This is a genomic window from Capnocytophaga bilenii (assembly GCF_017565765.1).
Classification (GTDB): Bacteria; Bacteroidota; Bacteroidia; order Flavobacteriales; family Flavobacteriaceae; genus Capnocytophaga; species Capnocytophaga bilenii.
Genome location: NZ_JAGDYP010000001.1, coordinates 18,960 through 28,336 on the forward strand (window position 1 = coordinate 18,960; position 9,377 = coordinate 28,336).

The following is a 9,377-nucleotide window of genomic DNA, read 5'->3' on the forward strand; positions in this document are numbered from 1 at the left end:
TCTTCTTCACAAAACTCCCTGTTATCAAGACAAGGCATTTTATCTTGTTGCCTGATGTACTTATCATAAAATTCTAAAATCATTTTTGTAGCTTCATCAGTTTCTTCTTTAGGCACTTGAATTGGTGTAATTGTATCTTTTTCTACTATGGTATCTCTTTTGATAGAGGAAATAGTGTCTCTAATATCATCAGAAGATGATACTTGGGTATTGTTATTATTGCAAGAAAACAACAATAAACACACTGAAATAAAATAATAAATCTTTACCATCTGAATATTTTAAAATATAATATCATCAATGATGTACCTGTCTTTCTTTTTAGCAACTTTTAATTGTATGCTATCATATCTGTTATCATAAAAGTTAAAAAGATACACATTATATCTTTTTGAATTTATCTTCTTTACCTTAATAGAGTCCAACCATTCTATGAAAACATCTTGGGCATTTACAATAAGATCCATATCTAGATCTTCCGAGGGCTCTATTTTTTTTATTAATTTATTTGATAAATATCTTTTCTTAATTCTTATCAATTCTTCTTCACAATCAAGACAAAGCATTTTATCTTGCAGCCTGATATACTTATCATAAAATTCCAAAATCATTTTTGTAGCTTCATCAGTTTCTTCTTTAGGCACTTGAATTGGTGCAATTGTATCTTTTTCTACTATGGTATCTCTTTTGATAGAGGCAATAGTGTCTCTAATATCATCAGAAGATGATACTTGGGTATTGTTATTATTGCAAGAAAACAACAATAAACACGCTGAAATAAAATAATAAATCTTTACCATCTGAATATTTTAAAATATAATGTCATCAATGATATACTTGTCTTTCTTCTTAGCTACTTTTAATTGTACGCTATCATATCTATTAAAATAGAAGTCAAAAAGATACACATTATATCTTTTTGAATTTATCTTCTTTACCTTAATAGAGTCCAACCATTCTATGAAGATATCTTGGGCTCTTACAATAGGATCTGAACTTAATTCATCTGAATTTACTTTCCGTATTAATTTACTTGATAGAAACTCCCTTTCTATTTCCCTTAATTCTTCTTCGCAAAACTCCCCACAAGGCATTTTATCTTGCTGTCTGATGTACTTATCATAAAATTCTAAAATCATTTTTGTAGCTTCATCAGTTTCTTCTTTAGGCACTTGAATTGGTGCAATTGTATCTTTTTCTACTATGGTATCTCTTTTGATAGAGGAAATAGTATCTCTAATATCATCAGAAGATGATACTTGGGTATTGTTATTATTGCAAGAAAACAACAATAAACACGCTGAAATAAAATAATAAATCTTTACTATCTGAATATTTTAACTTATGAATTAATCATATTCCTCTGAGCAAGGCTCTTTCTTGTAAGGTATAGTTTTCTTGTATAAACTATCTATAAAAATCTCATATTCGAAAGCATCTTTGTCATAGGATTTATAACCGATACGCCAATACTTATTTTTGTTGTCAAGTTTTTCAAAACTTACCTTTTCAAAGTATTTCTCATCAGTATCACCATCAAATTTTACCGTGTAAATAACTTTTTCATTATCTTTCTTAGAGGATATGATTTGTAAGTCATTAGTTTCTTGTCCATAACCGTGTATAAAACGTTTTTTTTGCATTAAAATAGTTGCTATACTCGCATAGCAAGGATCAAACAAGATTGTGTCTCCCTTTTTATCAATATTTATACGAAAAAATCTGTGGTTTACAATGTTTTTATCAATGTAAATTAGGCTATCTGATGTTTGTTTTGAGGTTTCTTTATTCAATGTATCTATTTGTTTAAAAAATTCTCTATTAGTCAATATATCAGATACAAATTGTTGTTGATTGCTCTGTTGATTATTACAAGCAAACAGAACCCATACTGTCATAAAAATTATAAATAATGCTTTCATTATTCTTTATATGCCACTTTTTTAAAAACAATTACAGAGTTTTTATCTTTAATAGTAAGATTTATTATCATTTTGTTATAACTTAGATAAAATCCTAATTCTTCAATATCAATAGTTTCTATTGTTTTCTTTTTAAAAGTATTGTATTGTTCAAAATCACTTGGGCTGTCTTTCTTTAGTACAGCCTCAGGTATTGCAGAGTAATAAGCTATATAATAATGATAAAGGTTTCTTTTTATTTGCTTACTGTTTTTACACATATTTAGACATTTTTTTATATCAGTAAAAGAAGGTATTTTTTTCTCAGAAAGATCTAAGTTATAGATATAATCCATATCTATATACCTATCTGTGTTTTCAAGCCCTTTAAAGGAATATGCTAGATAGTATTTAACTGATATTTGGCAGTCAGGCATTTTCTTATCAAATATGAGTTCTTTTCCATCAAACGCATCAGATTCTAAAAATAATTGCTTTACAAAAATAGTATCTTTTTTTTTATATATTAGAAAATCATCATTAATACTCTCATTAATTGAATACATTTTTCCAATATAAATATTATTTTTTGGCAAAGATATTTTTAAATATTCTTTAAACTTATCACTATCGTTATTATCTTTAGATCTTATAGTATCATTAACCTTTTTTAGAATTTCATCAACATAAGTTTGTTGTGAGGATGTTTTTTTTTCTATTTTCACTCCCTGATCTGAGCAAGAAAAAAAAATAGACAATAAAGGTAATAAAATATTTTTCATTATTTTTTTATATTTAGATGACTAACTATTTCTATATTAATATTAGATAATCCAAGATGTCCATGGTCATAATGTCCTCCAACAGTTGGAACAACTCCATATTTTGTATATTCATTCATTCCTGTAGCATAATTTTTTCTAAATCCATATTTGTATGCTATTTCAAAAACAAGCCCCCCCGCTGGCGCAAGCTTGCAGCTTGTGCCCAATTCAAAATTCATAATTCAAAATTCAAATTCCCCTCGCACTATTTAGAGCACATTATAGGTTTTAAAAACGCTTTTCTCTATGGTGGGTAAAAGGAAATAGTAGGGCAGTTCTTTTGTATTGTATTGATTGTTAATCTGTTGGGATTTTAACAACACATTTGATACATTACCCACCTCAAAAAACATATTTTGAAGTGTCTATTTAGCTACATACTAATTGACTTTGGGAAACGGGAGAACGCTCTACAATTCTTTTCATTAATTTGTTAAAGATAGTATCTTTGCTTTGTGAGCGATTGATTCTAAAACTATACTCAGCTAAAGAGCGGTCTATTTTAAATTCTGAAACCCAAGAATATATACCTCTTATCCAAGATTTTATTTGATGTATTACCTTATGTAATGTAGGAAAATTCTTCCCATCATTACTAGAAATTTGAGTTATATTAAAGTCTTTTATTTGTCCCTTAAATAATTCCATAATACATTAATTTTCAGAGCGCAGATATATGAAATTATTTTGACACCTCAATTAATTATTTAAATTTGTATACATAAATTCTATCATCTTCTTTAGGATAGACCATTATGAGTTGATCTTTTAAAAATACTTCAAAATTTCTAATTGTATCTTTCCCATCTATAAGACAATCCAGTTTTCTATTTATTAATATTTTATTACTATACCCCCTATTTTTGAATATAATATTTCCATCACTTTTATTTCTTGTGTGAATAATAAAACCCTCTGCAGCACCATCATATATTTGCAAAATACCTAAACTATCGTAAATAACTTTTTCTTCAACAACATATTTAGTTTCTCTTATCATTTCTATTTTTGATTGTTCAACTGTAATATTTTTTTTCTCAAGAACTCTTTCTCTCTCATAAATAAATGTGCCTTCTTTTAGCATCTCTAATTTCTTAGAAGTGTTGTTGCAACTAATAAATAACAAAACAATTGTTACTAAATTTATAATCTTACTCATCTTATTGATTTTTTAAGGTTCTTAATTCTTCTACTTTACCTCTTTTCTCAACAACCACTTGTATAGCTCTCCCTTCTGCTTGTCCTACAATATATTTTTGAGGTATCTATTTAGCTACATACTAATTGACACCTCAATTATTTGATTTTTATTCTGCTTTTGTGTACATATCCTTTTAATCCTTCTTTAGTTTTTATCAAATACCAATTGCTTGTATCATCTAATACATCTATTTTTTCGCCTGATTTTATTCTACTTAGAATTTTAGAAGAAGTACTCTTATCCGCCCTTATATTAGAGTATCCATCAGGATCTTCTATATAATAACCTCTTGAAGAATTAAATAAGAAATCAATTATTTCCTTGGGGTTATCGAAGTCGTGAGAATATCTTTGAACATAGTATTTCGCCGCATTAATAGCAAAATCGTGTTCGTTAGGAGTCCCTCGTAACATTTTATCGACCGCTAACACCATCTCTTTTCTTATAAATTGGCGCATATTCTTCTCATAATAAAATAACGATTGTATAGCAGTTTCATCATTAATTTTTCTATCAAGATACCATTTTAGCAGTGTTTTATCTCTATAAACACCAAAAGTAACTACAAAATCTGATAATATATCTTCATAATTATCTTTTAGCCACTCTAAGGACTTTAGGTCTTTATAGAAGAGATACTGATTAAGGTGAAATAACAGAAGCCCAACCATTTTTGCTTCATATCCATCTTCTGTATATATGATTCCTTTATCTTGGATAGCAATATATGGATTGAGATCATCATTCAGCACCACTATATTTTGCGGTAGTAGATCTTTATTGATAAAAGAGTGTATTACTTGCTTATAGTGCTCTTCAGAAGGTTTTTTATAGTTGTATTTTTCTAATTCAGCAACTATCTGAGGCATCATTCTTTGTATGTATCTACGGAAGTTAATATAAACTTCGCCGTCTTTAAAAATTGTATAATCTTCTATCTTTTGACTATAGCTATTAAAAGTTACTATTAAAAAAAGTATTATAATTTTCCAGTCCATTTTGTTTCTCCTATATTTTTGTTATTCCAATTAGATTCTTCTACTTCTCTTTCTTCAAGAATTATTTTCACATTATTCCAATATTTTATAGAGTTGAATATGTTTTCTATAAGTGTATTGTCCTTACCACTAACTGTTGTTAAACAGCCAACGGCATCAGCAGGAGAATATTTATGTATAGCAATTCCTTCCTCTTTTCCTCTTATGGTAAATTCATCAACCTAAACGCTATCATTCATTTTGTGCGATTCACTGGATTTCATAGCTTCACGAACTTTTTGCATAAAATAATGTGCAGTCTGACGACTAATTTCATAACGACGAGCAACCTGTGAAGCTGATACCCCTTTAGTTGTTGTTGTCATTTCAAAACATATAAAAAATGCTTTACGTAACCCAAATTTTAGTCTATGAAATAGTGTTCCAGCAGTAGGACTCTCCGTATCTCCACAGATATTACAAGTACGTGAAAAATCTTTGCGAACTTGGTATTTTGTATGTCCACATTTACGGCAACAATATCCTTTTTCCCACTTTAAAGAAGCTAGATATTCTTCGCAATCTAAGTCAGTTTTAAAGCGTTCAGTAAACTCTAAGAGGCTTTGTCCCTTAAATAATTCCATAATACATTAATTTTTAGAGTGCAAATATATGAAAATACTTTGACATCTCAATCAATATTTTCTCATAGACAGGTTTAACCCGCGTAATTTTTACCATTTGCAACCACCTGTTTTGTTGCGTTTTACCAAATCAAGACAGATTTTATGAATGGAATCATTTTGCATTTGTGGAATCTTATCCAATGCTAACACAATAGAATCTATACAAACAAAGTCCGTATAGCTCATATCTCCTCTTATAATTCCTAATAGAAATAAATCACCTGATATTGACAAATTATATACAGGAAAAGATTCTGGATCATATTCTCCACTATTTCTGACTTTCAAGTATTTAAATTCTATTAAACGACCTATTATCGTTTTTATCTTATAACTTGAAATATCTTCTATATTTAGTTTAGAAAAATAATAACTTAAACTTTCTTTTCCTTCTTTCTTATCTGCTATCCTCAAATTAACAATCTCTTCTATTTTTTTATAAATCTCTTCTTTACTTAAAATAGTATCTTTTGGGGTTTCTATTTTTTCAGAAAAGACAATACCTTTTTTAGGTGTATTAAAACAACTTAAAAAACATATACCTATTAGTAAGCTATATAGAAATATTTTCTGGATCATAATCTTTTATAATTTTAATTATGTCTATTTTTTTACCTAAATCCGTAACACGAGTTTCTACTATTTCTGTATTAGTGTGGTTTTCATTATTTTCAGGAATGACAGTAATTTTATAGAGTTTTTCTATTTTTTTGAAAACACCATCGGTTTTTACTTTTCCTAAAAAAAACAAAATATCATATATACCCATTACGTTTTTTTTTAATCCAAAGGAGTGGGGGTTATGATATTTCTATCAGAAAGCTTATAGTATTCTAATGTTTCAGGTTCTAAAAAAGTTTGTTTACCATTGTCGCCTATCAATTGAAAGGTGAGATAGGTATTAGCGCGATTTACCCGAATATCTAAATGGGCAGTTACTTTATCAGCTTCTTTTCCAAAGACTTTTTGATAAGCTGCTACTACTGCTTCCCAATCAAACCAAACTTTTGCTAAATATTTTTGTCCGCTTTCAGCTTTGTAAGAGATAACTAATTCTTTAAACAAGGAACGTTTTTGAATAGGTTCTTCTAAATAGAAGAAATCTTTTTTGTCCATATAGGAATTAAAATCAGTATACAAGGTAGTACCTGCCTCTCCATTCCAATATCTTACCCTAACATCACCTATTTTTCCATTGGGAATTTCATAGACAGGGAACCATTGGTATTGATGGTCTCGATAACTATCCCATAAGCCAAAGGGGATAGGTTTGTTTTTATTGGCTTCGCGTACTGCTTTAGGAATTGTTAAGTCACTATTTAAAACCTCTTCTCTATCCTCTTTGCTAAAAATGAGGCGTTCGTGGCTATCTAACCCAGGAGGCTCTTTCAAATCTATTTTTTCGGCTTGGTATCTTCCTATTTCAGTAATTTTATTATAACCATCCCCTGCCCATAGCACTACTACACCCCCAGGGGCTATACCCACTACTATAGTATCATAGGTTGTATGCCTTACTTCCCCATTAGGGACTCTTTCTTTATAGCCTTCTCTAAAGAGTTTTTCTATTTTTTCGTAATCAATAGCCGTTTTGAGCCTATAGAAGCAATCTTCTTTATAGGATAGCCATACCATATCTACGCTTTTAGGTAGCTTGTTCATTGAAGTGCTTTCATAACCAAAAGCATTTCCCCAATCGGGTTCTTCTTTTTCAGTGTACAACTCTCCTACAATGGGTCTTCCACCTACCATAGCGGCATAAAAACGTATAGGGTAGCCTATGGGGGTATTTACCGCTACGCCCCAATCATATTGTGGTTCGTTCATACCTTTTTTATTATTACATATTTGACAACTACCAAGCAGCAAGTTCAAGAGTAAAAATAATATCTTTTTCATTCTAATTTTATTCAAAAGGAGTGGGCTTATATACAGCTTTTTCAGACATTTTAAAGACTTCAACTGTTTTAGGTTCTAAAAAAGTTTGTTTACCATTGTCGCCTATCAATTGAAAGGTGAGGTAATCATTGGCGCGATTTACGCGAATATCTAAGTGAGCCGTTACTTTATCAGCATCTTCTCCAAAAACTTTTTTATAAGCAGCTACTACTGCTTCCCAATCAAAACTTAGTTCTGCTAAGTATTTTTGTCCATTTTGAGTTTTGTAGTAAAATAACAGATTCTTAAATAAAGGGCGTTTTTGAATACTTTCCTCTAAGTAAAAAACATCTTGCTTGCCCATATAGGAGGAGAAGTCAGTATATAAGGTAGTTCCTGCTTCCCCATTCCAATAGCGATACCCCACATCACCCATTTTTCCTTCGGGAACTTCAAAAGTAGAGAACCATTGATATTGATGGTCTCTATAACTATCCCATAAGCCAAAGGGGATAGATTTGTTTTTGTTTGCCTCACGAAAATCCTCAGGAATGATAGTTTTACTATTTAAAACCTCTTCTCTATCCTTTTTACTAAATATAAGTCTTTGGTGATTGTCTAATCCTTCTGGCTCTTTAAGTGCTATTTTATCAGCTTGATATCTTCCAATCTCTTTAATAGGGAAATAACCTTTACCCACCCAATAACACTACTACCCCTCCTGGAGCAATACCTACCACAACAGTATTATAAGTTGTATGGTTCATTTTTCCATTAGAAAATCTTTCATCAAAACCCTCTTTAAAAAGCTTTGCTATCTTTTCGTAATCAATAGCAGTTTTGAGCCTATAGAAGCAATCTTCTTTATAGGAGAGCCATACCATATCTACGCTTTTAGGTAGTTTATCCATTGAAAGGCTTTCATAACCAAAAGCATTTCCCCAATCGGGTTCTTCTTTTTCAGTGTACAACTCTCTTACAATGGGTCTTCCACCTACCATAGCGGCATAAAAACGTATAGGGTAGCCTATGGGAGTATTCACCGCTATGCCCCATTCATATTGTGGTTCATTCATACCTTTTTTATTATTACATATTTGACAACTACCAAGCAGCAAGTTCAAGAGTAAAAATAATATCTTTTTCATTCTAATTTTTTTTACGTGAAAAAAAACAAATAATATTGACAATACAAAAGTACAATAAATTTATTAGAATTCAAAAACTTTTCACTATTGAAGTCCACCGCCAATTTCCCCTAATCTCACAAGCCTCACAATTTAAAATTCATAATTATTCCCCACCGAACCTTGAGCGAAGGATAAGCGAAGGATAAGCATCTCCACCAAAAGAAACACGAACAAAGCAGAAAAGATACAATATTTACATACTTCTACTAAATTTATAAAATATAAAAAATGAAATATACCATTTATTATCAATAAGTTATGAAATAATCAGTATTAATAACTTAAAAAAATGTGTTCAAAAATTTGGTAAGACAAAAAAAAGTAGTACATTTGCACCCGCAAAAGCATAAGAAGTAAGCTTTGCATAGAAAATGGCGAGGTAGCTCAGGTGGTTAGAGCGTTGGATTCATAACCCAAAGGTCACGGGTTCAAATCCCGTCTTCGCTACAAAGATAAAATAAGGTAAAATACCTAATAAAAATACGCTCCAAAGCGTATTTTTTTATGTCCATCCTAAACGAACTTATAGAAAGCGAGTATAAAACCGAGTATGTCAATAATTGTAAAACCGACAGGGTTATGGATAAGAAAAACTATTCAGTACCAAAAATATACCCCAAAATTATAGAGCAGAAACGATTAAGTGCTTTTACTGAAAAGCAAAAGGAGGAAATACTGCAAAAATATAAGCGTTGGTACGTATATTACTACTTCCGTAAT

The 9,377-nt window shown here is 30.2% G+C and carries 10 protein-coding genes, 1 tRNA gene and 5 pseudogenes; 2 read left to right on the forward strand and 14 right to left on the reverse strand.

Features of this window, described 5'->3' with window-relative positions; all coding sequences use genetic code 11:
* The 14 genes and pseudogenes from J4N46_RS00170 to J4N46_RS00235 all read right to left on the reverse strand — a co-directional run.
* Window positions 1–272: pseudogene (locus J4N46_RS00170) on the reverse strand (DUF3828 domain-containing protein); the annotation flags it as partial.
* A 9-nt stretch (window positions 273–281) separates the two neighbouring features.
* Complete coding sequence (locus J4N46_RS00175) at window positions 282–800, reverse strand: DUF3828 domain-containing protein (RefSeq protein WP_208057387.1); 519 nt, start codon at window positions 798–800, stop codon at window positions 282–284.
* A 9-nt stretch (window positions 801–809) separates the two neighbouring features.
* Window positions 810–1,241: a DUF3828 domain-containing protein gene (locus J4N46_RS00180; RefSeq protein ID WP_317194285.1), complete on the reverse strand. Its 432-nt coding sequence runs from the start codon at window positions 1,239–1,241 to the stop codon at window positions 810–812.
* Window positions 1,242–1,349: 108 nt separating this feature from the next.
* A complete protein-coding gene (locus J4N46_RS00185) occupies window positions 1,350–1,922 on the reverse strand; it encodes a hypothetical protein (protein WP_208057388.1) in 573 nt (190 codons plus the stop codon).
* Window positions 1,922–2,683 carry a hypothetical protein gene (locus J4N46_RS00190; RefSeq protein ID WP_208057389.1) on the reverse strand — a complete coding sequence of 254 codons (762 nt, stop codon included), beginning with the start codon at window positions 2,681–2,683 and terminating at the stop codon, window positions 1,922–1,924. The genes J4N46_RS00185 and J4N46_RS00190 overlap by 1 nt, the downstream gene beginning before the upstream one ends.
* Entirely contained in the window at window positions 2,683–2,904 is a 222-nt protein-coding gene (locus tag J4N46_RS00195) for a hypothetical protein (RefSeq protein WP_208057390.1), read from the reverse strand. The genes J4N46_RS00190 and J4N46_RS00195 overlap by 1 nt, the downstream gene beginning before the upstream one ends.
* Before the next feature lie 190 nt (window positions 2,905–3,094).
* Window positions 3,095–3,352: pseudogene (locus J4N46_RS00200) on the reverse strand (IS1595 family transposase); the annotation flags it as partial.
* 76 nt (window positions 3,353–3,428) lie between these two features.
* Window positions 3,429–3,884: a hypothetical protein gene (locus tag J4N46_RS00205; protein ID WP_157909468.1), complete on the reverse strand. Its 456-nt coding sequence runs from the start codon at window positions 3,882–3,884 to the stop codon at window positions 3,429–3,431.
* A gap of 137 nt (window positions 3,885–4,021) precedes the next feature.
* Entirely contained in the window at window positions 4,022–4,924 is a 903-nt protein-coding gene (locus J4N46_RS00210; protein ID WP_208057391.1) for an SH3 domain-containing protein, read from the reverse strand.
* 224 nt (window positions 4,925–5,148) lie between these two features.
* A pseudogene (locus tag J4N46_RS00215) lies at window positions 5,149–5,547 on the reverse strand (IS1595 family transposase); the annotation flags it as partial.
* 90 nt (window positions 5,548–5,637) lie between these two features.
* On the reverse strand, window positions 5,638–6,168 hold the full coding sequence (locus J4N46_RS00220) for a hypothetical protein (RefSeq protein ID WP_208057392.1): 531 nt from the start codon (window positions 6,166–6,168) through the stop codon (window positions 5,638–5,640).
* Window positions 6,143–6,358 (reverse strand): hypothetical protein, encoded by a 216-nt coding sequence (locus tag J4N46_RS00225; protein WP_208057393.1) that lies wholly within the window; start codon window positions 6,356–6,358, stop codon window positions 6,143–6,145. Before J4N46_RS00225 ends, J4N46_RS00220 begins: the two co-directional genes overlap by 26 nt.
* 11 nt (window positions 6,359–6,369) lie before the next feature.
* Entirely contained in the window at window positions 6,370–7,488 is a 1,119-nt protein-coding gene (locus J4N46_RS00230) for a DUF2931 family protein (protein ID WP_208057394.1), read from the reverse strand.
* Between the two features lie 7 nt (window positions 7,489–7,495).
* Window positions 7,496–8,615, reverse strand: a pseudogene (locus J4N46_RS00235) (DUF2931 family protein).
* A gap of 415 nt (window positions 8,616–9,030) precedes the next feature.
* Between J4N46_RS00235 and J4N46_RS00240 the strand changes: the two are divergent.
* A tRNA-Met gene (locus J4N46_RS00240) sits at window positions 9,031–9,104 on the forward strand.
* Window positions 9,105–9,161: 57 nt separating this feature from the next.
* Window positions 9,162–9,377, forward strand: a pseudogene (locus tag J4N46_RS12555) (tyrosine-type recombinase/integrase); the annotation flags it as partial.

Bases quoted from the DNA above. Each gene is read 5' to 3' on its own strand.
- J4N46_RS00225 (WP_208057393.1), bottom strand. From the start codon at position 6,358: ATGGGTATATATGATATTTTGTTTTTTTTAGGAAAAGTAAAAACCGAT.
- J4N46_RS00205 (WP_157909468.1), bottom strand. From the start codon at position 3,884: ATGAGTAAGATTATAAATTTAGTAACAATTGTTTTGTTATTTATTAGT.
- J4N46_RS00230 (WP_208057394.1), bottom strand. From the start codon at position 7,488: ATGAAAAAGATATTATTTTTACTCTTGAACTTGCTGCTTGGTAGTTGT.
- J4N46_RS00190 (WP_208057389.1), bottom strand. From the start codon at position 2,683: ATGAAAAATATTTTATTACCTTTATTGTCTATTTTTTTTTCTTGCTCA.
- J4N46_RS00220 (WP_208057392.1), bottom strand. From the start codon at position 6,168: ATGATCCAGAAAATATTTCTATATAGCTTACTAATAGGTATATGTTTT.
- J4N46_RS00175 (WP_208057387.1), bottom strand. From the start codon at position 800: ATGGTAAAGATTTATTATTTTATTTCAGCGTGTTTATTGTTGTTTTCT.
- J4N46_RS00210 (WP_208057391.1), bottom strand. From the start codon at position 4,924: ATGGACTGGAAAATTATAATACTTTTTTTAATAGTAACTTTTAATAGC.
- J4N46_RS00195 (WP_208057390.1), bottom strand. From the start codon at position 2,904: ATGAATTTTGAATTGGGCACAAGCTGCAAGCTTGCGCCAGCGGGGGGG.
- J4N46_RS00185 (WP_208057388.1), bottom strand. From the start codon at position 1,922: ATGAAAGCATTATTTATAATTTTTATGACAGTATGGGTTCTGTTTGCT.